Annotated in this window: 20 protein-coding genes; 14 read left to right on the forward strand and 6 right to left on the reverse strand. The window is 37.2% G+C overall.

The window, feature by feature from the left end; translation table 11 throughout:
• Positions 1–43: 43 nt before the first annotated feature.
• The 5 genes from BLS98_RS07405 to BLS98_RS07425 all read right to left on the reverse strand — a co-directional run bounded on the left by BLS98_RS07405 (position 44) and on the right by BLS98_RS07425 (position 6,054).
• Entirely contained in the window at positions 44–1,264 is a 1,221-nt protein-coding gene (locus BLS98_RS07405) for an aminotransferase class V-fold PLP-dependent enzyme (RefSeq protein ID WP_089735102.1), read from the reverse strand.
• A 258-nt stretch (positions 1,265–1,522) separates the two neighbouring features.
• A complete protein-coding gene (locus tag BLS98_RS07410; RefSeq protein ID WP_089735104.1) occupies positions 1,523–2,164 on the reverse strand; it encodes a 50S ribosomal protein L25/general stress protein Ctc in 642 nt (213 codons plus the stop codon).
• A 56-nt stretch (positions 2,165–2,220) separates the two neighbouring features.
• Positions 2,221–3,159, reverse strand: coding sequence for a ribose-phosphate pyrophosphokinase (locus BLS98_RS07415; protein WP_089735106.1), 939 nt, complete (start codon positions 3,157–3,159; stop codon positions 2,221–2,223).
• Between the two features lie 85 nt (positions 3,160–3,244).
• Positions 3,245–4,801, reverse strand: coding sequence for an SGNH/GDSL hydrolase family protein (locus BLS98_RS07420; protein ID WP_089735108.1), 1,557 nt, complete (start codon positions 4,799–4,801; stop codon positions 3,245–3,247).
• Between the two features lie 11 nt (positions 4,802–4,812).
• Complete coding sequence (locus tag BLS98_RS07425) at positions 4,813–6,054, reverse strand: OmpP1/FadL family transporter (protein ID WP_089735110.1); 1,242 nt, start codon at positions 6,052–6,054, stop codon at positions 4,813–4,815.
• A 477-nt stretch (positions 6,055–6,531) separates the two neighbouring features.
• Here BLS98_RS07425 and BLS98_RS07430 point away from each other — a divergent pair, with 477 nt between their 5' ends.
• The 6 genes from BLS98_RS07430 to BLS98_RS07455 all read left to right on the forward strand — a co-directional run bounded on the left by BLS98_RS07430 (position 6,532) and on the right by BLS98_RS07455 (position 14,708).
• A complete protein-coding gene (locus tag BLS98_RS07430; RefSeq protein ID WP_089735112.1) occupies positions 6,532–7,959 on the forward strand; it encodes a PSP1 domain-containing protein in 1,428 nt (475 codons plus the stop codon).
• Positions 7,952–8,416 carry a gliding motility lipoprotein GldH gene (locus tag BLS98_RS07435; protein ID WP_089735114.1) on the forward strand — a complete coding sequence of 155 codons (465 nt, stop codon included), beginning with the start codon at positions 7,952–7,954 and terminating at the stop codon, positions 8,414–8,416. Before BLS98_RS07430 ends, BLS98_RS07435 begins: the two co-directional genes overlap by 8 nt.
• A gap of 6 nt (positions 8,417–8,422) precedes the next feature.
• On the forward strand, positions 8,423–10,798 hold the full coding sequence (locus BLS98_RS07440) for a transglycosylase domain-containing protein (RefSeq protein WP_089735116.1): 2,376 nt from the start codon (positions 8,423–8,425) through the stop codon (positions 10,796–10,798).
• A 75-nt stretch (positions 10,799–10,873) separates the two neighbouring features.
• On the forward strand, positions 10,874–12,415 hold the full coding sequence (locus BLS98_RS07445; protein WP_089735118.1) for a protein adenylyltransferase SelO: 1,542 nt from the start codon (positions 10,874–10,876) through the stop codon (positions 12,413–12,415).
• Positions 12,416–12,498: 83 nt separating this feature from the next.
• Positions 12,499–13,353 (forward strand): T9SS type A sorting domain-containing protein, encoded by an 855-nt coding sequence (locus BLS98_RS07450; RefSeq protein ID WP_089735120.1) that lies wholly within the window; start codon positions 12,499–12,501, stop codon positions 13,351–13,353.
• Between the two features lie 77 nt (positions 13,354–13,430).
• Entirely contained in the window at positions 13,431–14,708 is a 1,278-nt protein-coding gene (locus tag BLS98_RS07455) for a DUF6080 domain-containing protein (protein WP_228425477.1), read from the forward strand.
• 48 nt (positions 14,709–14,756) lie between these two features.
• Here BLS98_RS07455 and BLS98_RS07460 read toward each other — a convergent pair whose 3' ends face one another.
• The gene (locus BLS98_RS07460) at positions 14,757–15,314 is read right to left on the reverse strand and encodes an SPOR domain-containing protein (RefSeq protein WP_089735122.1); all 558 of its coding nucleotides are present in this window, start codon (positions 15,312–15,314) and stop codon (positions 14,757–14,759) included.
• A 182-nt stretch (positions 15,315–15,496) separates the two neighbouring features.
• Here BLS98_RS07460 and BLS98_RS07465 point away from each other — a divergent pair, with 182 nt between their 5' ends.
• From BLS98_RS07465 to BLS98_RS07500, 8 genes are all read left to right on the forward strand, one after another.
• On the forward strand, positions 15,497–16,855 hold the full coding sequence (locus BLS98_RS07465) for a c-type cytochrome (protein WP_089735125.1): 1,359 nt from the start codon (positions 15,497–15,499) through the stop codon (positions 16,853–16,855).
• Between the two features lie 23 nt (positions 16,856–16,878).
• Positions 16,879–19,938: a TAT-variant-translocated molybdopterin oxidoreductase gene (locus BLS98_RS07470; protein ID WP_089735127.1), complete on the forward strand. Its 3,060-nt coding sequence runs from the start codon at positions 16,879–16,881 to the stop codon at positions 19,936–19,938.
• A gap of 25 nt (positions 19,939–19,963) precedes the next feature.
• Positions 19,964–21,361, forward strand: a complete 1,398-nt coding sequence (nrfD, locus tag BLS98_RS07475; RefSeq protein ID WP_089735129.1) for an NrfD/PsrC family molybdoenzyme membrane anchor subunit — start codon at positions 19,964–19,966, stop codon at positions 21,359–21,361.
• Entirely contained in the window at positions 21,348–21,869 is a 522-nt protein-coding gene (locus BLS98_RS07480; RefSeq protein WP_047376185.1) for a DUF3341 domain-containing protein, read from the forward strand. Before nrfD ends, BLS98_RS07480 begins: the two co-directional genes overlap by 14 nt.
• Position 21,870: 1 nt before the next feature.
• The gene (locus BLS98_RS07485; RefSeq protein WP_045491793.1) at positions 21,871–22,557 is read left to right on the forward strand and encodes a c-type cytochrome; all 687 of its coding nucleotides are present in this window, start codon (positions 21,871–21,873) and stop codon (positions 22,555–22,557) included.
• A gap of 8 nt (positions 22,558–22,565) precedes the next feature.
• Positions 22,566–23,897: a hypothetical protein gene (locus BLS98_RS07490; protein ID WP_045491796.1), complete on the forward strand. Its 1,332-nt coding sequence runs from the start codon at positions 22,566–22,568 to the stop codon at positions 23,895–23,897.
• Between the two features lie 171 nt (positions 23,898–24,068).
• Positions 24,069–25,274 (forward strand): hypothetical protein, encoded by a 1,206-nt coding sequence (locus BLS98_RS07495; protein ID WP_089735717.1) that lies wholly within the window; start codon positions 24,069–24,071, stop codon positions 25,272–25,274.
• Entirely contained in the window at positions 25,275–25,811 is a 537-nt protein-coding gene (locus tag BLS98_RS07500; RefSeq protein WP_089735131.1) for an adenine phosphoribosyltransferase, read from the forward strand.
• Positions 25,812–25,943: the final 132 nt, after the last annotated feature.

A 25,943-nucleotide genomic window follows, 5' to 3' on the forward strand; every position in this document is an offset into this window, starting at 1 on the left:
CCTATCATTACTGACAGGGCTTTTTTATATGTTTTTTGCATTGTTAACTCAACATTCGTTGTGCTTTTTTAACGCCTTCTACTAAAAGATCAATCTCTTCAAAGGTATTATAAACAGCAAAACTTGCTCTTACAGTTCCTGCAATATTAAAGAACTCCATGATAGGTTGTGTACAGTGATGTCCTGTTCTTACAGCAATACCCATTTTATCCAGGATCATTCCTACATCGGAAGAAATCCCAACTCCTTCCAGATTAAAGGAAACAACTCCTGTTCTCTTCGCTTTTTCACCATATACTTTAAGACCTTCAATTTCTAAAAGATGTCTTTGAGCGTATTCTAATAAAGCATTTTCATGGTTCTGAATATTTTCATGTCCTACTCTGTTCATAAAATCAACCGCTGCCCCTAAAGCAATATTTCCGCCTACATTGGGTGTTCCTGCTTCATATTTAAACGGAAGTCCTGCATAGGTTGTTCCATCAAAAGAACATGTTGCAATCATCTCACCACCTCCATGGAATGGTGGTAAAGCTTCTAATATCTCACGCTTTCCATATAAAATACCTGTTCCCATCGGAGCGTACATTTTATGTCCTGAGAATACAAAGAAATCACAATCCATCTTCTGAACATCAATATTGAAGTGAGGAGCAGATTGTGCCCCATCAATCACAACATAAGCATCGGTATTTTTTCTTGTTTTTGCAATGATTTCTTCAATAGGATTTACAATTCCCAATGCATTAGAAACCTGATTTACAGAAACTACTTTTGTTTTTTCACTTAAAAATTGATCAAAATAATCTAACTGAAGAATTCCATTCTCGTCAATAGGAATCACACGAAGTTTTGCTCCGGTTCTTTCACAAAGCAACTGCCATGGAACAATATTGGAATGGTGCTCCAGATAGGAAATAATGATCTCATCGTCTTTTTGTAATTTCTGTGTTAAAATATAAGAGATGAGGTTTAGTCCTTCGGTTGTTCCTTTGGTAAAAATAACTTCAAAGTCATGTTCTGCATTAATGAACTTCTGGATCTTTCTTCTGGAAAGTTCCATTTCTTCTGTTGCTAGTTGGCTTAATGTATGAATACCTCTGTGAACATTGGCATTAAGTTCTGTATAATATGCGTGACAGACGTCTAAAACCGAATTTGGCTTTTGAGATGTAGCTGCATTATCCAAGTAAACCAATGGCTTACCATTCACTTCTCTGTCCAATATAGAAAACTGGCTTCTTATTTCCTGAATGTCAAACATTTATTTATTTTTTAAATTAAAACGTTCTTATTTAGAACCCTTCAAATTTACGGCTTTTTTTCCGAAAGGAAGCATGGAGATACTAGCTGATACTTGTCAGTTAATAGAAATATTCAATGAGGAATAACGAAGTAAGCTGATGAAGCAAAGAAAATTAAGCGAGAAAAACTAAAATTACGTACAGCCTTTCCTACTAATACCATCAATAAAAAACCCGTCAAAAAATGACGGGTTCTATATTGTTTAAATAAGCAATTCTTATTCTGCTGCAGTTTCTTCTGCTGGAGCTGCTCCTTCTTCAGTTGCAACTTCTTCATCATCTTCATCATCCATTGCTGCTGCACCTCCTTTCATTGCATTTCTAGACATCTTAACAGCAACTACTACTGCATTGTCTGGGTGCATGAAAGAATATCCTTCAGTTTTGATACCACCGATGTAAAGTTTGTTACCGATTCTTAATGGAGTAACATCTACAACGATTTCGTCAGGTAGGTTAGCCGGAATAGCTTTTACTTTTAGTTTTCTGAAAGACTGACGTAAAACACCACCAGCTACAACACCTTTAGAACGTCCAATAATTCTTACTGGAACTTCCATAACTACTGGCTTATCGTCAGATAGTTGGTAGAAGTCAATGTGAAGAATTTTGTCAGTAATTGGGTGGAACTGAATATCTTGAAGAACTGCTGGAATTGTTTTTCCGTCAACTTCAATAGATACCGTGTGTGCTTCAGGAGTGTAAACTAATCCTTTGAAAGCTTTCTCTTCAGCAGAGAAGTTTAAAGGTGCCTCACCTCCATAAACAACACAAGGAACTAATTCAGCATCACGTAAAGCTTTTGTAGACTTTTTGCCCACGCTTTCTCTTTTTGTACCTTGAATTGTAATAGATTTCATTTATAAAAAATTTAAAAAATTGTTCTTATTTTAATCTGCAAACTACTTTAAATCAATTAAATAACAAACTTGCTACTGATTGATTTGTGCTCATGAACCATTGTCATAACATCCGCAAATAATGGGGCGCAAGATAGCACTTTTATTTTAGTTGACAAATTATTTTTAACAGGAATTGAGTCAGTTACAATAACTTCCAGAAGTTTTGAGTTCTCAATATTCTCGTAAGCCTTACCTGAAAGCACTCCGTGAGTTGCCATAGCTCTTACAGTTTTTGCACCTTTTTCAATAAGGATATCAGCAGCTTTACAAAGTGTTCCTGCAGTATCAATCATGTCATCAATAAGAATTACGTTCTTACCTGTTACATCTCCAATAAGGAACATTTCTTCTACAACGTTTGCTTTCTTTCTTTCCTTATAAGCAATTACCACTTCTGCACCTAGGTGACCAGCATAGTTTTTCGCTCTTTTCGCACCTCCCATATCCGGAGAAGCAATCGTAAGGTTATCAAGGTGTAAAGACTTAATGTAATCAACAAAGATCGAAGAAGCATAAAGGTGATCTACCGGAATTTCGAAGAACCCTTGAATCTGATCTGCGTGAAGATCCATTGTCATTACTCTTGTTGCTCCCGCTGCTGTAAGAAGGTTTGCAACTAACTTAGCACCGATCGGCGCTCTTGGTTTGTCTTTTCTGTCCTGTCTGGCAAGTCCGAAGTAAGGAATTACAACGGTAATGCTCTTTGCAGAAGCTCTTTTCGCTGCATCAATCATTAGAAGAAGTTCTAAAAGATTGTCTGCAGGCGGGAATGTAGATCCGATTAGGAAAACCCTTCCTCCTCTTACAGATTCGTCCAAAACAGGTTCAAATTCCCCGTCGCTGAACTCCTGAAAGTTGATTTTTCCTAATTCTTTCCCATAACTCTGGGCAATTTTCTCTGCCAAGTCCCTGCTGGTTCTTGTACAAAATAGATAACTTAACTGATCGGCCATTTTTACTTTTTAAAAGATTTTGCAAATTTAAAAAAAAACCACAAGATTTACTCTTGTGGTTTCTAAGTTTTTATTTAATCAATAATTATGGTAGTGTAACTCCTGAGTAATTATTAGGATTCACCTGAGGTAATGACGATTTATAAGTTGCATTAATTGCATTAATAAATTCATTAGCAATAACAGCATACCCTCTACCTGTTAAGTGTACTCCATCCAATGAGAATGCCCCTCCGGAAACAAACTTAGCAGTATATTTTACTCCATCCCATGAAATACCAGAATCTCCAGCTAGCAGCTTAAGTTTAGCATTAGCATCCACAAAAGCATATCCTTTTGCAGTGGCTGCAGCCTTAATAGTTACGTTATAAGCATCAATAGCATCATTGATTTCCTTAATCTCAGATGGAATCAGAACATATTTATCTGCAAATGGGTAAGCTATCCCTCTAGCGCCAAGAGATGCAGGAATAGGTGCAGGAAGTGGCTCAACTGTACCAATAGCAGCTTTTGTTGTTAAAGGAATAAGGTCTCCAGATTTCGCCTGTCTTGCTTGCCCATAAGTAGCACCAAGATAAGCAGAAAGCATTACTAAAGTTGGATTTCCAGAAGCCGCAGCCGCAGCCGCAATTTGCGTTCCTAAATTTGGAATGCTTTCATCTTTAATCAACAATGGATTAGCTGCTGTTTTAGAAAGAGGTTTAATTCTGTCTCCAGCTCCTAATGCTGTTAAAATCTGGCTTAATGGTCCATATACGTTTTTATTTAAATCATCAATTGCAGCCTCTCCAGCAGCAACATTTCCTTTTCCTAAAACAGCTGCCGTCAAAGGATTTGTTGGTATTGTTGTTAAAGAAGGAATAGATGTTACACTGGGAATATTAGCAATAACACCTTTCGCTTTTGTGGCTTCAATTTTAGAAATCAACATATCATAATATGTTTTAAACTGAGCGGGAGGTGTTAAAGTTTCAATAGAATTGTCTGCACCTGCTAAAGCATATAGTAAAGCATCGTTATTCCCAATCCATAATGAGAAGAACGTAGGGTTTTGGTTTGCAAAATCTTCTATTACAGAAGCATTAGCTGATGAAGCAAATCTAACAAAATAAGGATTTGCAGTTTTTCCTGGTATTCCCGCAATATCACCATATTTTGGAGCTAACAAATGAGCTACTTTTGCTCCGGGAACCCCCATATTATTAAAAGGCCCCTTAAGAATATTACTCACTAAATTTGCTGCTTTATTATCATTAATTGGACCAATATCAGGTGCTCCATCAACAAAACTTTTTATATAAAGCTTTGTATCCTGAATCTGAGCGGTAGCACCACCTCCTATAGGTAGAAGCAATCCTCCGTTGTTATCCCCCATTAAAGGCTGCTTAAACTCTCCTCCACCTACAAGTTTCATTTGCCCTGCTAACATTGAAGGATAAGATTCATTTTGGCCATCTATATAAAGAGCTCCATCTCTATATCCGGAAGTCAGTGAGTTTCCTAAAGCAACATACTTTGAGAAATCAGCACTTCCTTTTGACACTTGTATATCTTTTACATCGGTATCAAAATCAGTTTTACAGCTTGTTACGGTAAAAAGAAGCGCAGAAACTGCTACTGTTGATATTATAATTTTTTTCATAGTCTTTTAAATTAAAAAGGATTATAAGATAAACCAAGACCAAAATAGAACGCTCTTGCTTTTGCTTGTCCATAGAATCCAAGATTAGCATTATTAACATTTCTATATTGAGGCATTGCATATCCTCCAGCAATGTCAATTCCAAACTGCTTTAGTTTAAATCCTACCCCACCCGTAATTACATAGGTATCAAAAGAAGGTGTTTCCGGAATAAAGTTCTCATTGGTATAAGGAGACTCATCATAATATGCTCCTAAACGTCCGTAGATCATATTAGTGAATGCATATTGAGTTCCCAATCTGAATGTTTTAGAGTTTTTAAAGTTCTTAGGACTAACAACTAATGTTGGATCACCTGGATTGTTAGGTGCAAGTGGTGCATTGTCAAAATCCAAAGTAAGTTTACTATATCTTTCCCATCCGTGATAGTTGAAATCAGCAGAAATCTGCCATTTCGGTGTCACTTTATAGGTTAAACCAATTGTATATTCTTCAACTAATGGAAGCTCTGCAGTAAACCCATCCTGGCCTGCAGCATTCAATTTCAATAGTGAATAAGGTGTTTGCGTTGGGAACTTGAATGTAGCCACTCCGTTCTTAGCTTTCATATCTACTGGTGAACGGTAAGCAATACTCACATCTAATTTTGGATCAGGTCTGAAATAGAAACCAAATCCATACCCATGTCCGGTTGCTTTTTCGTCCTTAATATTAACCTGTCCTCCGAATTGTGTTACGGCTTTATCCCAATTTACAACTCCTCTTGCATAGATATAGCTAGCACCAAAAGCCAACCATGGAGCCAGTTTCACAGAAACCATCGGTTGGAAATAGAAACTTTTCAGTTCCAGTTTTTGTACCATTTCTTTACCTTCCCAGTTTTCCGGCCACTGGATTGTACTTCCAAAAGGCGTTGAAACACTAAGACCTACGGATAGTTTCTCTATTGGCTTATAAGTAATCGCAGCATAGAAAGGAGTTCCCAGAGGGTTATCCGTTTCTGTACTCTGCAAAGTATTTAAGTTTTGAAAAGTAACTTTATTACTTGCACCAAACCCTCCCGCTACTACACTCAGCTTGGAAGGAATAAATGACATACCTGCCGGGTTGAAGAATGCCACACTTGCATCTTCGGCATGAGCACTAGTATGCGCCATTGCCAATTGTTTTACCCCCTGCAGAGAAACTCTAAAGCCTCCTGCGTAAGATAAAACGCCCGCCAATAAAGCAGTTGATACTAATATTTTTTTCATAGACTATTATTATATAACCCAAATATAAAATTATTTTGAATACACCTGTTAATATTTCATAACATTTTAAACAATATACAAAAAGAAAACTATGTTTAAAATAACATTCTAGACATAATAAACCACAAAACGATAATTAACAAAGGATTATAAATAGGTAAACTAAACAATGATAAAATCGTTTAATATTAAACATATGTTTAACACAAGTGAATTATCATCTTTCCAAGCATCAAGATTAAGGTAAGTCTAAAAAAATGTTAAAATTATCGACAGGTCTTTTTCAACAATTATAAATTTTTAAAAAACTCGAAAACCAGCTCTCCAAACATGCAAAACTTAGCTTCTGTACAATTCTCTAATCACATCCTACTCAAAATATAGAAATGTTTTTCCCGGAATTCAGGTTATTTGAGTATTTTAGAATTGCATAAAGATAAAAATACATAAATTTGCAAGATTATAAATAATAGTAATATGAGTTGTGGATGTAAAACATCCGGCGATTCTGCACATTCTTGTGGTCCTAAAAAAACCGCAAATGGCTGTGAAAATGTAAATACCTGCGGGAATAGTTATAAATTAAGTGTTTTTGACTGGCTTTCTAACATCAACAATCCAGCACCAAACAGGTGTGATTTTGTAGAAGTTAGGTTTAAAAATGACAGAAAATCGTTTTATAAGAATGTAAATAATATCCCTTTACATATAGGTAGCGTAATTACAGTAGAATCTAGTCCGGGACACGATGTAGGCGTAGTAAGCCTTACGGGAGAATTAGTAAAGATTCAGATGAAAAAGAAAAAGTTTTCAGAAGAATCAGCACTTAAAATATACAGACAGGCCAACCAAAAAGATCTTGAGGTATGGCAGGAAGCAAGAAAAAAAGAAGATGGCGTAAAGCTTGAAGCAAGAAAAATTGCTCAAAGAATAGGCCTTGAAATGAAGGTAACTGATGTTGAATATCAGGGAGATTCTTCAAAAATAACGTTTTATTATACGGCTGATAACCGTATAGACTTCAGACAGTTGATTAAAGATTACGCTGGAGCTTTCAGAACCAAGATTGATATGAAACAAATCGGGTTCAGACAGGAAGCTGCAAAAGTAGGCGGAATAGGATCTTGCGGACGTGAACTTTGCTGTTCTACGTGGTTAACAGACTTTAGATCTGTAAATACAAACGTAGCCAGATATCAACAGTTAAGTATTAATCCTCAGAAACTTGCAGGACAGTGCGGTAAGCTTAAATGTTGCCTTAACTATGAACTTGACAGTTATCTGGATGCATTAAGCCACTTCCCTTCTTCTTCTACAACCCTTGATACAGAAAAAGGAAGAGCATTCTGTATTAAAATAGACGTTTTCAAAAAGAAAATGTGGTTTGCTTATGTGGACAACTCCATTGCATGGTATGATTTTGATATTGATCTTGTTAAAAAACTGATTTCAAAGAACAAAAAAGGAGAAAAAATTCTTCCTTTAGAAGATCTGAAACAGCCTGAAACACCATCTCAAAGCATTGACCTTATTCAGGAGAACAATGTAGACCGCTTTGAGAAGAAAAACAGAAACAACAGAAACAGAAACAATCAAAACAAGCCAAACAACAATCAAAATCAGGGGCAGGAACAAAGACAAGGACAAGGACAACCACAGGGACAAAAGAAAAACAGGTCTGAAAGACAGGAAAGACCTAATAGACCTGAGAAATCTGAAAACCCTAATACAAATTCCGAAAATCAGCCAAGGCAACCAAAACCACAACAGCAACAGCAACAAAAAGCACCTGTGGACAACGTAAAAGCTGAAGCAAACCCTGATGCAGATAAAGCGCAACAAGGCAACCCACACAAGAAAAAATTTAAAAAGAAATATCCTCCCAAAAAAGATAAAAATGCGTAAAATTTTAGGATTATTCACCTTTATCCTTTTCTTTAGCTGTAACTCTTCTTCAGGAGAAGATGTTATTATGAATTCCGTTGATAATAAGTGGAATAAGAAAAGTGAACAAAAATTTAATCTTGAAATTTCAGATCCGCAGAATCCTAAAAATATTATATTTGTCGTAAGAAATAACAACAATTATCCTTACAGTAATATAAGGTTTATTGTGAATTTAACCAACCTCCAAAACAAGAAAAAGGAGACAGATACCCTGAATTATGTTTTGGCTAAACCAAACGGAGAATGGCTTGGTACAGGCTTTGGTGACACAAAGGAAACTTTTTTTCAATATAAGGTAAATTATAAATTTCCAGCGAAAGGAAAATATGAAATTGGTCTATCTCAGGCAATGAGAAACGACAACCTTCCTGGAATTGAGGATGTTGGGATAAAAATAGAAACGGCTAAACCGTAACCATAAATGGAAGTAAACAATAAAAATGCAGGAAATAAGGGGAAAACATTTCCTCTGCCTCCCAAAAAAAAGAACACCTCTTGGAAAAAATGGGTCTCATTTATTTGGATTGGACTCATTGCGGTAGTTTTAGGGATTTCAGGACTTTTCTTTGCGGTTTCCCAGGGATTCCTTGGAGAGATGCCGGATGTAAAAGAACTTGAGAACCCGGATATCTTCGTAGCTTCTGAAATCATATCTTCAGATGGGGTAACTTTAGGTAAATTTGAGAAAGAAAAAACTCAACCTATCGTTTATAAGGACCTTCCTCCTTACCTTATCTATGCCCTTCAGGCAAAAGAGGATGAGCGTTTTAAAGAACATTCAGGAATCGACTTATACTCTATTGCCAGAGCCGTTGCTTATGGTGGAGGACGTGGTGGTGGTTCTACCATTACTCAACAGTTAGCCAAACTTCTTTTCACCGGAACTGCTTCTCAGAATAAATTTGAAAGAGCATTCCAGAAACTGAAAGAATGGGTAGTAGCTGTAAGTCTTGAAAAAAGATATACCAAAGAAGAGATTATCACTCTTTATTTCAATAAGTTTGACTTCTTATTTAATGCAAATGGTGTTGAAATGGCATCCAGAGTTTATTTTAACAAAAAAACCTCTGAACTTACCCTTCCGGAAGCTGCAACTTTTGTAGCAATGCTTGAAAACCCAAGAAAGAATAACCCTTACAGATATCCCGAAAAGGCTAAGGAAAGAAGAAATGTTGTATTGGATCAAATGCAGAAAACCGGATATATTGATGCTGCTACTTATGAAAAAGCAATCAATACTCCTGTAGAAGTAGATTTCCATCCAATTAAGAGTATCACTGACGGATATTCTGCTTATTACAAATTCTATCTGAGAAAAGAGATTGATAAATATCTTGAGTCTCACGAAAAAGAAACCGGTAAAAAACTAAATCTATATAAAGACGGTTTAAAAATTTATGTTACCCTTGATTCTAAAATGCAGAAGTATGCAGAGGAAGCAATTAAGGAACATTTAACTGATCTTCAGAAAAGATTTGATGCAGAACAGAGAGGAAGAAAAAACAGACCTTTCTACTATCTTACAGACAAGCAAATCAAAGATGTAATGCTTCAGGCCATGAAAAGAACCGGCAGATACAAGCTGTTAAAAGCAGATGGTATGCCTGACGATTCTATCATGATGGAGTTCAAAAAACCAATCAAAACTTCAAGATTTACATGGGCAGGAGAAGAAGAGGTTGAAATGTCACCTTGGGACTCTATCAGATACCACAAACAAATTGCACAGGCAGGTTTAATGTCTATGGTTCCAGGAACCGGAGAGATCAAAGCCTGGGTAGGAGGAATTGATTGGCAGCACTTCCAGTATGACCACATTAAACAAGGTAAGAGACAGGTAGGATCTACATTCAAGCCTTTTGTATATGCAACTGCAATTATGAAACTGGGTATGACCCCTTGTTCAACGGTTTCTAACGGAACTTACGACCACAATGGATGGCATGTACCGGGAAGAGGAGGAATGCTTACCCTGAAAGATGGTTTAGCACACTCTCAGAACCCAATTGCTGCAAGACTTATTGAAATGACCGGTGTAGATGCAGTTATCCAAACTGCAAGAGACCTGGGAGTAACAGAAGATATTCCAAGAAACAATACCATCGCCCTTGGTTCATCAGATATTACAATCTATGAAATGCTAGGTGCCTACAGTACTTTTGCTAACTACGGAAATCACAATAAACCGGAAATGATCTGGAGAATTGAGGATGCCAACGGTAGAGTAATTAAGGAAGTTAATGTAGAACCTAAAGAAGTAATGAACCCAATGTATGCTTACACCATGATTGAATTAATGAAAGGTGTTGCACAATATGGTACAGCTTCAGGAGAACTGGGAAGAAGAGGAATCTCAAAAGGTGTTGAAATTGCTGCTAAAACAGGTACCACACAGAACAACTCCGATGGTTGGTTCATGGGAATCACTCCTAAACTGGCAACAGGAGCCTGGGTAGGATGGGAAGACAGAGCAACCCACTTCTTCGGAACTGGTGAAGGTCAGGGTGCGAGAATGGCATTACCAATATGGGCAATCTTCATGAAGAAAGTTTGGGCAGACAAAACATTAGGAGTTACTCCGGATGATAAGTTTATCAAACCTTCAGACTGGAAAGACGGCTGTTCAAACCTTAAGGGACTAGGTGGCGGATATGGAGATGACGGAAGTCTTCAGACCATTGATGAGATCAAGAATCCAAGACCGGCAGATCCAACTCCTAAGAAACCAACAGAAAAGAAAGAGGAAAATATTAATGAAAACCTTCATTCAAACGATGAGGTAGATTTTAATAAATAAATTCTCTTTTAGAAATACACAAGACCTTTCAATAATTTGGAAGGTCTTTTCTTTTATAATTAATACCTTTGAAGTATGAATATCGAACGCATCAGCCAGCCTTTTATCAAGAAGTTTCCGGGAGACTTTTCCAATAACCCTATGCAAAGGAATACGCCAAAGGTTTTATTTTCAACTATCAAACCGGCAGGCTTTGACAAACCTCAGTTAATTGCCTTTAATGAAAGGCTATCAGAAGAAATAGGATTAGGTTCGTTCGAAGAAAAAGACCTTGATTTTCTGGTTGGAAACAATCTTCCCAACAATGTTCAAACTTATGCTACAGCCTATGCAGGACATCAGTTTGGAAACTGGGCAGGACAGCTTGGAGACGGAAGAGCTATCATTGCTGGCGAAATCACTAATACTTCAGGAAAAAGGACAGAAATTCAGTGGAAAGGAGCTGGAGCAACTCCTTATTCCCGACACGCGGATGGAAGAGCCGTACTCAGATCTTCCGTAAGAGAATATCTGATGAGTGAGGCCATGTATCATTTAGGCGTTCCCACAACCAGAGCTTTAAGCCTTGCATTTACAGGAGAAGATGTTGTTCGTGATATTATGTATAGCGGAAATCCACAATTGGAGAAAGGAGCAGCCGTAATTAGAACCGCAGAGAGTTTTATCCGCTTTGGCCACTTTGAACTGATGTCTGCCCAACAGGAATATAAAACCCTAAAGGATCTCTTGGATTTTATCATTGAAAATTATTATCCGGAAATCACATCATCAGACATCCAAAAATATAAAGATTTCTTTGAAAATATATGCATCCGAACTGCAGATCTTATGGTTGAATGGTTCAGGGTTGGATTTGTGCATGGAGTGATGAATACGGATAATATGTCAATTTTGGGACTCACGATCGATTACGGACCTTATTCCATGATGGATGAATATGATTTAAATTTCACTCCTAATACTACGGATCTTCCAGGAAGAAGATATGCTTTTGGAAAACAGGGACAAATCTCTCAATGGAACCTGTGGCAACTTGCCAACGCACTTCATCCGTTAATCAAGGATGAGAAGTTTTTAGAGAATACATTAAACAGATATGGCACCTATTTCTGGGAAGCTCATGACAAAATGCTTTGCAGAAAGTTTGGTTTTGATGAACTAAGAAAAGAGGACGAAGAGTTTTTTACCAACTGGCAGGGATTAATGCAGGAACTGGAACTGGATCACACTTTATTTTTTTGTCAATTGGAAAAATTTACTGTTGGTACTGATTTAGAAGAACATTTCAGCAATATATCTTATACTTTTTTAAATGAAGAAAAACTTGGAAAGCTCAAGAACTTTATTGAAAATTATGAATCCAGGCTGAATTCAAATACCATCTCAAGAGAAGAGTCTTTACAAATGATGGCAAAATCAAATCCAAAATTCATTCTAAGAAATTATCTGCTCTATGAATGCATTGAGGAAATCAACAATGGCCAAAAAGAAATGCTGGAAAAACTCACTAAAGCACTGGAAAACCCTTATGAAGAAATATTTCCGGAGTTTTCTATCAAAAGACCATCCGGATATGACGACACTGCAGGATGCTCTACACTTTCGTGTAGTTCTTAACGAAAACACTAATAAAATACAATAAATATTAAATTATTCATACCGTATTAAATATTTTCACTAATTTTAGAAAAATATTTAACATGAAAAGAATTCTACTATCTTTAGCTTTATTAGCTAGTTTTTACAGCAGCGCTCAAATAGCATTGTCTCAGAATTTTGATGGAGCAACATTTCCTCCAACTGGTTGGACAAGGTCTGCAACACTATCAACAAGGCCTTGGGGACCTTCCAATGTAGCAACAACGTTCCCTTCAAGTGGATCAGCTGCCATAGCAACCTATTCTATTAGTAATACATCTGCCGCAATTGATTATGCTTCTGGTGCTAATACAGCTGGTCTCACAAGTCCTGCCTTCAGCTTAGCAGGAGCAACAGCCCCTCTCCTAAAATTTAAAGTAGTAGTAGGCTGGTCATTTATGATTGATCAGAACTTAGGAGATCTTATTGCACAAATATCTACAAATGGAGGCACAACCTGGACTACATTATGGACAGAAGATACTGAGACAGGATTTATTGACGATGGTGACGGAAATGCAAACACCGACTTATACAATATTGTATCGGTTCAGAAAGATTTATCTGCCTATGCGGGGCAAACTAATGTTCAGATAAGATTCCAATACACAGCAACAGATGCTGACGCTGTTTCCATAGACGACGTACAGGTTCTTACAAACGGAACATTAGGAACTCATGAAGTTTCGTCTAAAAAAGCTTCATTAGAAATCTATCCAAATCCCACAAAAGGACAGATAAGTATCAAAACAGATAAGAATATTAAATCTTCAACTCTATTTGATATGACAGGAAAAGCATTGCTACAAACCACCAATGAAAAAACAGACATTTCTTCGCTTCCAAAAGGGACTTACTTATTAAAAATAATATTTACAGATGGAACTTCTTCTACAAGAAGTATAATCAAACAATAATCACAGCGTATATACAATCTTCATAAAACCACCAATTCTGGTGGTTTTTTATTTTACTTTTGCAAAAAAAACGACACGTGTCATTTATTAAAACAAAATTTTTAAACTTTTTCAGGTTGGTTTTTCCATCCTCTTATACAGAACTGGGGGTTTTCCTGTTCTTCATTACTTGCTACGGAATCCTTGGCTCTTATATCGCCATCCATTACAGAATCATCTTTGACAGCAGAATCCCATGGGATGCTTACTTCAGCTTTGATAACAAATCTATCCTGATGACCGGCGGCAGCTTTGAAAGACATCCGCTCTCCTATTATTTCTTCAACTGGATCAGAGAATTGTGTTTATTTATTTCGGGAGGAAAAATGGATATAACATTTAGGCTCACCCTTGCATGGCTAAGTAATATTATCATTACCCTAAACGTTGTACAGATCTTCAAATATCTTAAGAACATCATCAGACTTCCATTAGCTTACAGTCTTTTCATTACCCTATTTTTCGGAATATTTTCTACCAACATTATCCTTTCCTTCACTCCGGAGAACTTTACCTACACTCTGTTTTTACTTTCTTTGTATAATCACTATGCCGCAATAAAGCTCAGAAAGGAAGAAAAGACTCCTGCAGCAGCACTCTCATTAGCAGGCATTACTATTGGAGGGCTCACTATTACCAATATTGTAAAAGTTTTCATTCCGGTATTCTTTGAAAAAGGTCTTTTTAAAAGCTGGAAAAAAATAGGAAGCGCCATTCTAAGAGGAATAATAGCCATCACTATATATGCACTCCTTTACCTCTATAGGATCGATTTCAAATACGAGAACATTTTCTCAAAGACGAATCAACAGTACGAAAAATTCTCAAATGTAGAATCCATGCCGACCTGGGATATGATTTTATCATTCTTTTTTGGAGGTAATATCCTATTCCCGAGTTTCATTATTTCCGACAAACATAACATGAAAGGCTTTACTTTTAAAGGTCTTTATATGGATCTTTATTCATCTGTAATTCCTTATATTTTTATAGCGATATTATTAGTACTGATAAGTTGGAGTTATCTTAAGAATTTTAAGAACAAATGGGTTCAGGTCATTATGATCTCATTCTTCTTCGATATCTTCATCCATTGCATCATGAGATTCGGACTTCATACTTCATACATCTACGGCGGGCACTTTGTTTTCGTATATCCATTGCTTATTGGATGGCTGTTCTATGCGTATAAATCATCTCCTAAAATGATGGCTTTTTTAACACTTATCGTCAGTTTATTATTTGTTTATTTACTTTCCAATAATCTATTTAGACTGTCAGAGTTTTTTGAGTTTTTACAAACCTATTATCAATAAAAAAAGCCGAGACTATTCTCGGCTTTTATATTTTTGAAATTTTCAATATTATTTTGCTTCTGAGCAGAAAATTCTGTACTGTACAGCTACTGCAGATTTAAAGTACTCTCTTATTTTTGAAAGATCACCCGCTGCACTTTGCTTAGTAAAATAGCTTCCTGCTAAAATTTTATAGTTTGGTCTTAAAGAAGCGTCTGTTTCTACCTTCAAATTAGGGAATCTTTTTCTGAAATAAGATTTCACTTCATTGGCTTCCTCATTGCTTTTAACCGTTGTAATCTGAATTTTATATCCTAAAATTCTAGGATTTTTTCTACAGATTTCAGCATTGGTTAATTCCCTATTCGGCACATAGATTTTAGGAGGTTTTGTACTGATCCCTGAAGAAATACCAGAATCATTATTACTGTAATCTTTGGTTGGATTATTGGTAACAACTTTAGAACATTTATCTTCAACTCCTTCCAAAGCAGCATTTATTTTGGAATCCATGGTGATGACAAGCTCTGTTCCTGAAAGCGTATCTTTTTTAACAACCTGCTGGGCTTCAATACTATAAAAACCAAACAATGATAATATCGAAAATATTTTAATCAAATTTCTCATTTAAACTTGTTTCCGCAAATTTATACAAATTAAAAAACTATACCAAACGAGTTATTTAGAATCAATACAAATTAAACGTAAATGATATTTTCCCCTTTCGCTTTGCCGTTAAATTTCTGTTAAAAATATTATTTTTGCGGAATTGATATGTTTCAATAATTTACTAACATAAGATAATTTAAATGATTAGTTGGAGAAAGCATTATAAAAAAACGTTGATCGCAATAGGCTTATTGCTATCAACCAGTGCTTCATTTTACGGGCAAGACGGCGATCCTAAAAACGGAGAGAAACTTTTCAAAGCGAATTGTACTGCATGTCACGCATTGGACAAACAGGTAATAGGACCACCATTAAAGGGGGTTGTAGAACGTGTAAAGACAGAGGGTGGTGTAGACAGAGATTGGCTTCACAAGTGGATCAAAGATAACAAAGCTTTAAGAGCTTCAGGGGATAAATACGCCAATGAAATTTTTGAAAAGTATAACAAAACTGAGATGTTACAGTTTCCTAACCTTACGGAGAAGGATATTGATGACATTTTAGCTTTCACTACTAACCCACCTGCTCCGGAAGAGAAAAAAACGGAAGCAACTCCTGCACCTGGCGCTGATGCGGCAGCTCCTGCAGACAAATCTACTACAAACATTGTCATCATTTCCCTATTAGCCATTGCTGGTTTATTAGTTTGGATTTTGGTTAAACTAAGACAATTAGTTAAACTAGGTCAATCTGAAGAACTAACAGGGCTTAACGAATCGAGAGTTCGTTCGTTCAAGGAAATGTATGAGAAGTTCCATTATGTAGGAAAAGGTATAATAGCTGTTCTTGCTATTCTTGCTGCTTACGGAGTTTGGAACTGGTTAATGTGGATTGGGGTTTACAAAGGTTATAAGCCTGAGCAACCTATCTACTTCTCTCACAAAATCCACGCTGGAGAACAGAAAATTGACTGTCAATTATGTCACTCTAGTGCTAAATACGGAAAAGTATCTGAGATTCCTTCTATGAACGTTTGTATGAACTGTCACAGAACAATTTCTGAATACAACGCAGATCACTACATGGAGCCAGGAAAAGATAAGGCATTCTATGACGGAGAAATCCAGAAGATCTACGCGGCAACAGGTTGGGATCCTGCAAAACAACAGTACACAGGAAAAACACAGCCGGTTGAGTGGACAAGAATCCACAACATGCCAGACTTCGTTTACTTCAACCACTCTCAGCACGTAATTGCTGGTGAACAAGCGATCATCAATTCTTTCAACAAAAAGAACCCTAACAACAAAATTGATGTTGTTTGTAAAGCTTGTCACGGAAAAATTGATACAATGAATGTTGTTCAAATGGCTAACGACTTTACTATGGGATGGTGTATCGAGTGCCACAGAACAACTGAGGTTGATATGAACAACGGTTATAATAAAGAGTACTTCAAGAATCTACATGACAAGTTGAAAAAACAATATCCACAAGATGGAGGTAAAATCACTGTAGATGCAATTGGAGGTCTTGAGTGTGGTAAATGTCATTATTAATAACTAAAAAATTAGAAGTATAAATGGCTTCAAACAAAATACAATTCAGAAGTATTCATGAACTTAAAGATCCAGCTTTAAACAATAAGCTGGCTCAGAAAGAGTTTCAGGAAGAAATTCCGGTAGAAGATTTCCTTGGAGATGCTGAGACGAACGGATCAAGTACTTCAAGAAGAGATTTCCTTAAATTATTAGGATTCTCTACAGCAGCAGTTACTTTAGCTGCCTGCGAAGCTCCGGTAATCAAAACGATTCCTTATGTGGTAAAACCGCATGATATTATTCCAGGAATCCCTAACTATTACGCTTCAACATATTTTGATGGGTTCGACTTTGCTAGTGTTTTAGTAAAAACTCGTGAAGGTAGACCAATCAAAATTGAACCAAACCCGGCTGGTGGTGATTTAGGTAAAACTAACGCAAGAGCTCAGGCAAGTGTACTTTCTCTTTATGATAATGATAAAGTAAAGCAGCCTAAACTAGACGGTAAAGATGAAACTTTCGATAAAGTAGATAGTTTCGTTATTAAAGGGTTGGAAGAAGCTAAAGCGTCAGGCAAAAAGATTGTGGTTTTATCACACTCTTTTGCTTCACCAACTTTCAAAAAGTTATTCGCTGAATTCAAAGCTAAATATCCTACAGCTGAATTAGTAACTTTCGATGCATATCCATATGCTGCAGGACTAGATGCTGCTCAGGAAGTATTCGGACAAAGAGCATTACCTGTTTATGACCTTAACGGTTCTGAATTGGTAGTTTCTTTCCAGGCTGATTTCTTAGGAGATTATAACGCTTCGAGCTTAGAGTCTTCTTACGCAGCGGCTAGAAAACCAAGTGCAACCATGTTGAGACACATTCAAGTGGAATCTAACATGTCATTAACTGGTGCTAACGCTGACTCAAGATATAGATTAAAACCAAGTGCAGTAAACAAAACTTTAGTTGAAGTTTACAATGCAATCGTAGGTGGTGGTACTTCTGATAAGACTGCTACTGAAATTGCCAATGAATTGAAAGCAAAAGGAAGCAAAGCTGTTGTTTTTGCTGACGGTTCTAAAGGAGCACAGGTTTTAGCACACTTAATCAACCAAAAATTAGGTTCAGTTGCTTTCACTGGTAAAGCAAACTTCCTAAAAGAATTCAACGGTGCAAGATACCAGGAATTCCTAGGTTGGGTAAACGGTGGACAAGTTGGTGTACTAGTTACAAACAACGTAGATCCTATCTATGCTCATCCAAAAGGAGAAGACTTCAAAAAGTCTTTATCTAAAGTTCCTTACGTAATTGCTGTTGCTGATAAGAAAAATGAAATGTACAAAGCAGCTAAGGCTGTTATTCCAGTAGCTAACTGGTTAGAGTCTTGGGGAGATATCGAACCACAGACTGGAGTATATTCATTAATGCAGCCTACAATCCAGAAGATCTACAAATCAAGACAGATTGAAGAATCTCTATTGGTTTGGAAGAATGGTAAGAACAATGCTGCAAACAATTACTACGATTATTTAAAGGCAAGCTCTGCTTCTCTTTTAGGTGGTACTTCTTTCAACAAAGCATTATATAATGGTATCAATGCTTCTACTAACTCAACAACATTATCTTATGCAGGTGGAAACGCTGCTCAGGCTGTTGCTGAATTAGGAAACTTCAAAGCTTCTGATTTAGAACTAGTATTATACACTACGACTTCAATGGGAGACGGAACTCAGGCAAACAACCCTTGGTTACAAGAGTTACCTGATCCAATCACTAGAATGTCTTGGGATAACTACTTGACAATTTCTCCAAAAGATGCAGAAAAGTTTGCTATCGATAACGATCTTAACGCGAGAATGCAGTTAGATGGTTCTATCGTAAACCTTACTGTAAACGGAGTTACAATAAAAGACGTTCCTGTATTCGTACAGCCAGGTCAAGCAGAAGGATCAGTAGGTCTTGCGCTTGGTTATGGTAAGAAAAACTCAGGAGCAACTGCTGATACAGGGGTAAATGCTTATCCTTTATTTGATGGTTCTAACCTTGTTCTTTCTGGTGCTAAAATCGAGAAAACAGGAGAAGATCACGAATTCGCAGGTATCCAGCTTCAAAATACATTAATGGGTCGTTACGAAATCGCTAAAGAAGTTCCTTTAGCTGAGTTCATCAACGTACCATTTGATGATGAGCACAAAGGATGGAACAAGCCTTTGGAATACCACACAATCAGTGGAGCTCTTCCAGCAAGAAAAATTGACCTTTGGGATGCATTTGATGATACTGACGGTCCTCACTTCAACTTATCTATTGACTTGAACTCTTGTACAGGTTGTGGAGCATGTATTATTGCTTGTCAGGCTGAGAACAACGTTCCTGTAGTAGGTAAAGAAGAAGTAAGAATGTCTAGAGATATGTATTGGTTAAGAATTGACCGTTACTATTCTTCAAGACAGAAAGTTGAAGTTTACGAAGGATTAAAAGAAGGAATGGCTGTACCTGAATTGTATGGTACTGCATTCGGAGACGGAGGGGCATTAAACCACCCTGCTGATAACCCAGATGTAATCTTCCAACCAGTAATGTGTCAGCACTGTAACCACGCTCCATGTGAAACTGTATGTCCGGTAGCGGCTACTTCACACGGTAAGCAAGGTCAAAACCATATGGCTTACAACAGATGTATCGGAACTAGATATTGTGCAAACAACTGTCCGTACAAAGTAAGACGTTTTAACTGGTTTACTTATAACCTAAATGACAAGTTCGATTACAACATGAACAACGATTTAGGAAGAATGGTACTTAACCCTGACGTAGTTGTAAGAACTAGAGGGGTAATGGAGAAATGTTCAATGTGTATCCAAATGACTCAGAATACTATTCTTGAGGCTAAGAAAGAAGGAAGAAGAGTGCAGGATGGAGAATTCCAGACAGCTTGTTCTAAAGCTTGTTCTACTGGTGCAATGACATTTGGAGACATGAATGATAAAGATTCTTCAATTAGAAAGGTATATGCCTCTAACAGAAGATATTATTTACTAGAGGAGATCGGCACAAAACCAAACGTGTTCTATCACACTAAAGTAAGAAACAGAGTAGAAAAATAAAGTTTAAATAATAAATAGGTAAAAAATGTCAGGACATTACGAAGCTCCGATAAGGGAACCTCTAATTATTGGTCACAAAACTTATCACGATATCACAGAAGATATTGCACGACCTATCGAAGAAAGAGCAGGTAAATTATGGTGGATTTCATTATATGCAGCCTTAGTTCTATTCATCTATGGATTCGGATGTATCGCTTATACTATCGGGACAGGTATTGGATCATGGGGGCTTAACAGAACTATTAACTGGGGTTGGGATATTACCAACTTCGTATGGTGGGTAGGTATCGGTCACGCCGGAACCCTAATCTCAGCAGTATTATTATTATTTAGACAGAGATGGAGAATGTCTGTAAACAGATCTGCAGAGGCGATGACGATCTTTGCGGTTGTACAGGCAGCAATCTTCCCTGTAATTCACATGGGTAGAGTTTGGGTTGGATACTGGGTATTCCCATTACCAAACCAATTCGGTTCTCTTTGGGGGAACTTTAACTCTCCTCTACTTTGGGACGTATTTGCGATCTCTACGTATTTCTCAGTATCAACTGTATTCTGGTTCATGGGATTAATCCCTGACTTTGCAATGATCAGAGATAGAGCGAAAACTCCTTGGACTAAGAAGATTTATACATTCCTTGCATTCGGTTGGGGGGGTAAAGCAAAACACTGGCAAAGATTCGAAGAACTTTCTTTGGTTCTTGCAGGGTTAGCAACTCCACTTGTATTCTCGGTACACACAACCGTATCTTTTGACTTCGCAACTTCAGTAATTAAAGGATGGCACTCAACAATCTACCCTCCTTACTTCGTTGCTGGTGCGATCTTCTCAGGATTTGCAATGGTACAGACTCTATTGTTAATCGCAAGAAAAGTTTGTCACTTAGAAGAATACATCACAATGTATCATATTGAAATTATGAACATCGTAATCGTTCTTACAGGTGGTATGGTAACTGTAGCTTATGCTACTGAATATTTCATCGGATGGTATTCCGGATCAAGATTTGAAGACTTTACTTACCTTTCTCCAGGTGCTGCAGTAGGACCTTACTGGTGGGCATTCTGGTCACTAATCATCTGTAACCTTGTGGTTCCTGCTTCTTTCTGGTTCAAAAAAGCTAGAACGAACATTATCTGGACATTCATTGTTGCATTGATTATTAACATCGGTATGTGGTTTGAGCGTTTTGATATCATCGTTATCAACCTTTCTAGAGACTACTTACCAGGATCTTGGACAATGTTTAAGCCAACGATCATTGATGTGGGTGTATACTTAGGAACTATCGGATTCTTCTCTGTATTATTCTTATTATATGCAAGAACATTCCCTGTAATTGCACAGGCTGAATTAAAATCGATTTTGAAAATCTCAGGTGAAACTTATAAAGCAAAAGAAGGAGATGAGCACCACTAAAATTGTATACGGACTTTATGCTGACGACGACGATTTAATGAACGGCGTTAAAGCATTCAACGATAAAGGAATCGCAATAAACGAGGTTTATACTCCGTTTCCGGTTCACGGACTAGACAAAGCTTTAGGGTTAAAGAAAACTAGAATTTCTGATGCCGCATTCTTATATGCTCTTTATGGTGTTACTATTGGTGCTACTGTAACTTGGTATGTAATGAATCATGACTGGCCTCAGAACATCGGTGGGAAACCTGCTTTTGACTGGGCGCACAACATGCCTGCATTCGTAGTTCCAATGTTTGAATTAATGGTATTCTGTGCAGCTCACATGATGTCTCTAACTTTCTTAGTTAGAAACAAAATGTATCCAGGAGCTCCAGCTCAGAACCCAGATCCAAGAACTACTGACGATAAATTCATGATGGAATTTGTAACTGAAGATGTAGAATCTGTAAAGCAGTTGCTAATTGAAACTGGAGTTGAAGAAATAACTGTTAAAGACGCTTAAAATGAAAAAGAACGTATTAAGAATTGCAGCAGTTTTAGGTTTAACAACAGTTTTACTTAACTCTTGCGGACCAAAGGAGAATACTCCGTTGGTATATTTCCCGGACATGTATTTTCCGGTAGCTTATGATCCATTGATGAAGGCTCAGGATGCGTATTCAGATCATGAAAATGAAATTCCGGCTTTTGTTAGAAATAATGGTGCAACAGGTCTTTCTCCAGTAGAAGGATCAGTTGCTCAAAATAAAGATGGAGTTTTTGAAGAAGGATTAAAACCAAAGAATGTTGACGAGTACAACGCAGGTTATGATGCTTCTAAAAAACTTACTGCTTCTCCTCTAAACCCAGCTAATGCAGCTAAGGATCTTGAAAGAGGAAAAGTATTGTTTGACCACACTTGTGCTGCATGTCACGGAACAGGAGGTGATGGACAAGGACCAATTGTACAAACAGGAGCATTCTCCGGAGTGCCGAACTATGCTGATAGAGAGCTTACAGTAGGGTCTGTTCATTATGTATTAACAAACGGTAGAAATGCCATGGGATCTTATGCGGGACAATTAAACGCAGGAGATAGATGGAGAGTGGCTATGTATGTGATGAGTGCTTTCAAAAAAGGAGCAGCAGCACCGGCAGCAGCTACAGCGGCTGCACCAGCAACTGAAACGACTACCGAAACTAAAAAATAAGAAAAGAAATGTATAGTTTTTCACCAAAATTAAAATCAACTTCTATCATACTTCTTGTTGTAGGTTTAGTTCTGTTTGGTATTGGTTTCTTTATGAACAAAGGACTTTCTACTGAGCAAATAGAACACATGATGGAAGCTGTTCACGCTTCTGGACATGATGCTCCTACACACTCAAGTGAAATGGTTGGACCGCAGGATCATGCTGCTCACTTAGAGCATGCTACTATGCAAGTACACAACCAGCCGTTAGCATCGCTGCACTTTGTAGCTGTGTTCTTCTTTGGAGTAAGTTGTGCTGTATTGTTTTTTTACTGTATTCAGCATGCTGCCCACGCTGGTTGGCCAATTATTATTACAAGAGTAATGGAAGCTATTGCTTCTTATATTCCTTACGGAGGTGCTATTCTGGTTATTATGATGATTTTAAACATCACTCACAATGGCCACCTATTCCACTGGATGGATCCGGAATTAACGAATCCTGAATCTGCACACTTTGACGTAATTTTATTCGAAAAGAAAAGATTCTTAAACATACCTTTCTATGCTATCAGAACTATCATTTACGTAGTAGGTGCTTCTTTCTTCGCATGGAAACTTAAAGCTCAGTCTAAAAAAGTGGATGATACTAAATCTAAAGTTGAGTATCAAATGCTTTACAGATGGGCAGTAGGATATATTGCATTCTTCGGATTTGCTTCTGCTGCTTGGGCTTGGGACTGGTTGATGTCTATTGACCCTCACTGGTATTCTACAATGTATATCTGGTATTCAATGGTTAGCTGCCTTTCAAGTGGTATTGCTGTTATCATCCTATTAAGTGTTTATCTTAAGAAAAATGGTTTCTTACCACAGTTCAATGACAACCACTTACACGATTTAGGAGTTTTCCTTTTCGCTACAAGTATGCTTTGGACATATACATGGTTCGCTCAGTTCATGCTTTATTGGTATGCAAACGTTCCGGAAGAGGTTAACTACTTCTTCGGAAGATTCCAACACTACGGTACTACATTCTTACCAATGCTGATTATTAACTTCTTATTACCACTATTGGTATTAGTAAGTAGCAGCATCAAGAGAAACTACAAAGTGGTTACCACAATGGCAGTAGTAGTTATCTTAGGACACCTTTTAGATTACTTCAACATGGTAATGCCGGGAACGGTAGGACCATTCTGGAACACTCCTGAAGTATTCTTGTTAATCCTAGGAGCAGTTCTATTCGTAGCTGGACTATTTATGTTTACTGTACTTTCAGCTTTATCTAAACTGAAGTTGATTCCTACAGGAAACCCATACTTACACGAATCTGAAATTTATGAGTATCCTTTCTAAGGACTTATCATAAAATGAAAATATAAAAGACTGATTGTTAAAACGATCAGTCTTTTTTTTATACACAAACTTTAAGCAATCATTGCTATAATCATGTTCAGAAAAACAAATCAAAAAATAAAATCTACTATTAATAAAGGTTTTAGTAAATTTGCAACAAACCAAATAAAAATGAAAAAGTTTTCTTTTCTACTTGTTTTCAGTCTGTTGCTTTTTACAGCATGTAAGAAAGATCATGTAGATGCTACGAATACTAAAACGCTGCAGTCAAGTATCAATGATATGACTTCCAGCCTACCTACCATTAAACAGATTAAGTTTAATGAAGCTCTTTATATCCTTAAGACATTTGGCGTGGAAGCTGATGGAGATGTAAATGAACTTAAAGCTCTTGGAAAACTGATTAACGGGAAAAAAGTTCCCGAGATTCTGACCCTTGCCGACGAAGTTGCACAGAAAAACGGAATTGAATGGGCCAGTACTAATCCTCCTTCATTAGGTGAAATGAATATCTTCGGTGATGATAAAGCTAAAGAAAGCGATCCTAATGACGTAAAAGCAGGAGCATTATCTATTGTAACCAACCCAACAGGTGATGATGGAAATGGAGCACCTACAGCTATCCAAATCATTCCAAGATTAGTAGATGCTGCCGGAAAACCCGTATCATTTACAGGGGCTGGTTTGGAAGCTACACTAGAAGTTTTCAGCAATGGAGTAAGACTTTCAACAGCTAAAAATCTGATGCAGGATAACAACTTTAAAGGATTTAACCTTAAATTCTCTTCTATTCCTGCTTCAAAAGTCGTAGACAATAAAATTGATATCACCGTTTCTGTAAAAACAACGGCAAAGACATTCAAAATGTCTAAAATCGGATTGGATGTAAATGCAGCTGCCCTAAGAGTTCCTGCCGTTCCAAAAACAGATACAACAGCAGTGCCACAACAACCAAGTGCAGTAGTAGATCCGAATAATCCGGCCACTACTACTCCACCAACAACTACAGAACCTGGTACAGCCACTCCTGCAACGCCAGCTGCTCCAAAACAGCCAACTGCAGATCCAAAAAGTATAGTAAGTAAATTTCTAAGCAGCGTAAGTTCTCAGAACCTAAAAGCCGCTTATGATACATCCAATAACCCAAGCTGGGGAAGTTATGAATCTTTCTCAAACCCTAATTCAGGTTTTGGAGCTGTAAAAAATGTAAGTGTTAAAAACATTACCACAAGTGCAACTAATGCTAACGGGGCAAGTGTAAACGCTACTTATGATGTAACGGATAAAAATGGAAAGACTACTTCATTAAAAGTAACTTTCGGACTTAAAAATGTAAACGGAGACTGGAAAATTTCCAGCTATAAAATCAACCCATAAATGGCTTCAGCAGAACTAATCAAAAGACTAGAAGATACAATTGAAAATATTCCGGACTTTCCTATTCCAGGGATTCAGTTTAAGGATATTTCACCTATTTTTTTAGATCCAAAACTTTATGAAGATGTAATTACAGACCTTGCTGCCAAAAGTAAAGGGAAAGTAGATGCAGTATGTGGAATAGAAAGCCGTGGTTATCTTTTTGGAATTGCGATTGCTGTAGCACTGGAGGTTCCTTTTATCTTAATCAGAAAAGCAGGAAAACTTCCTCCACCTGTCATTTCAGAAAAATATGATCTGGAATATGGAAGTGCCATTATTGAAACCCGTGAAGGGCAGATAAAACCTGGTCAAAGAGTTTTAATCCATGATGACCTACTGGCAACAGGAGGAACAACCGAAGCCGCAGCCAAGTTAGTAGAAAAACAAGGAGCAACTGTTTCTCAATTCAGTTTCCTGATTGGTTTAAAAGGACTGAACGGAGATGAAAAACTGAAAAAGTTCGGTGCAGAAGTCTACCACATTTTAGAATATTAAAATTCAGAATATCAAATATGCTTCGGCTCCGCTCAGCATGACAATTACTAGAAAAACTCTAGGTTTAGAAATGTCGCGCAGAGCAGAGTCGAAGCTTTTTTATGATAAATAAGAACAAATTCTCAAGATTTA

Origin of the sequence: Chryseobacterium jejuense (assembly GCF_900100075.1) — a bacterium.
Taxonomy (GTDB): Bacteria; Bacteroidota; Bacteroidia; order Flavobacteriales; family Weeksellaceae; genus Chryseobacterium; species Chryseobacterium jejuense.

What these genes read in the sequence shown, in the direction of transcription:
- BLS98_RS07465 (WP_089735125.1), top strand. Translation starts at nt 15,497, where the DNA reads ATGATTAGTTGGAGAAAGCATTATAAAAAAACGTTGATCGCAATAGGC.
- BLS98_RS07415 (WP_089735106.1), bottom strand. Translation starts at nt 3,159, where the DNA reads ATGGCCGATCAGTTAAGTTATCTATTTTGTACAAGAACCAGCAGGGAC.
- BLS98_RS07480 (WP_047376185.1), top strand. Translation starts at nt 21,348, where the DNA reads ATGAGCACCACTAAAATTGTATACGGACTTTATGCTGACGACGACGAT.
- BLS98_RS07420 (WP_089735108.1), bottom strand. Translation starts at nt 4,801, where the DNA reads ATGAAAAAAATTATAATATCAACAGTAGCAGTTTCTGCGCTTCTTTTT.
- nrfD (WP_089735129.1), top strand. Translation starts at nt 19,964, where the DNA reads ATGTCAGGACATTACGAAGCTCCGATAAGGGAACCTCTAATTATTGGT.
- BLS98_RS07440 (WP_089735116.1), top strand. Translation starts at nt 8,423, where the DNA reads ATGGAAGTAAACAATAAAAATGCAGGAAATAAGGGGAAAACATTTCCT.
- BLS98_RS07425 (WP_089735110.1), bottom strand. Translation starts at nt 6,054, where the DNA reads ATGAAAAAAATATTAGTATCAACTGCTTTATTGGCGGGCGTTTTATCT.
- BLS98_RS07430 (WP_089735112.1), top strand. Translation starts at nt 6,532, where the DNA reads ATGAGTTGTGGATGTAAAACATCCGGCGATTCTGCACATTCTTGTGGT.
- BLS98_RS07410 (WP_089735104.1), bottom strand. Translation starts at nt 2,164, where the DNA reads ATGAAATCTATTACAATTCAAGGTACAAAAAGAGAAAGCGTGGGCAAA.
- BLS98_RS07490 (WP_045491796.1), top strand. Translation starts at nt 22,566, where the DNA reads ATGTATAGTTTTTCACCAAAATTAAAATCAACTTCTATCATACTTCTT.
- BLS98_RS07435 (WP_089735114.1), top strand. Translation starts at nt 7,952, where the DNA reads ATGCGTAAAATTTTAGGATTATTCACCTTTATCCTTTTCTTTAGCTGT.
- BLS98_RS07450 (WP_089735120.1), top strand. Translation starts at nt 12,499, where the DNA reads ATGAAAAGAATTCTACTATCTTTAGCTTTATTAGCTAGTTTTTACAGC.
- BLS98_RS07470 (WP_089735127.1), top strand. Translation starts at nt 16,879, where the DNA reads ATGGCTTCAAACAAAATACAATTCAGAAGTATTCATGAACTTAAAGAT.
- BLS98_RS07485 (WP_045491793.1), top strand. Translation starts at nt 21,871, where the DNA reads ATGAAAAAGAACGTATTAAGAATTGCAGCAGTTTTAGGTTTAACAACA.
- BLS98_RS07405 (WP_089735102.1), bottom strand. Translation starts at nt 1,264, where the DNA reads ATGTTTGACATTCAGGAAATAAGAAGCCAGTTTTCTATATTGGACAGA.
- BLS98_RS07460 (WP_089735122.1), bottom strand. Translation starts at nt 15,314, where the DNA reads ATGAGAAATTTGATTAAAATATTTTCGATATTATCATTGTTTGGTTTT.
- BLS98_RS07445 (WP_089735118.1), top strand. Translation starts at nt 10,874, where the DNA reads ATGAATATCGAACGCATCAGCCAGCCTTTTATCAAGAAGTTTCCGGGA.
- BLS98_RS07500 (WP_089735131.1), top strand. Translation starts at nt 25,275, where the DNA reads ATGGCTTCAGCAGAACTAATCAAAAGACTAGAAGATACAATTGAAAAT.
- BLS98_RS07495 (WP_089735717.1), top strand. Translation starts at nt 24,069, where the DNA reads ATGAAAAAGTTTTCTTTTCTACTTGTTTTCAGTCTGTTGCTTTTTACA.